General features: G+C 38.2%; 1 protein-coding gene. It reads left to right on the forward strand.

The window, feature by feature from the left end; all coding sequences use genetic code 11:
- Positions 1-249, forward strand: a 249-nt coding sequence (locus tag H6A07_RS09915) for an adenylosuccinate synthetase (RefSeq protein ID WP_204814751.1), incomplete at its 5' end; no start/stop codon positions are given.
- Between the last annotated feature and the right edge of the window lie 2 nt (positions 250-251).

Genomic DNA, 251 nt, shown 5'->3' on the forward strand with positions numbered 1-251 from the left:
TATAAATACAATGGTGAAATCTTAGATGAAATGCCTGCAAGCTTAAAAGTTCTTGCAAATGTAGAACCAGTTTATGAAACATTCGCTGGTTGGAAAACAGACATTTCTGGCATCAGAAAATACGAAGATTTACCAGAAAATGCACGTAAATATTTAGAAAGAATGGCGCAGGTTACAGGTATCGACCTCGGTTTCGTATCCGTCGGACCGAACCGCGACCAGACCATTATTCTTCATGAAGTATTCTAATT

Source organism: Olsenella uli (assembly GCF_016899935.1).
GTDB classification, from domain to species: Bacteria; Actinomycetota; Coriobacteriia; order Coriobacteriales; family Atopobiaceae; genus Thermophilibacter; species Thermophilibacter uli_B.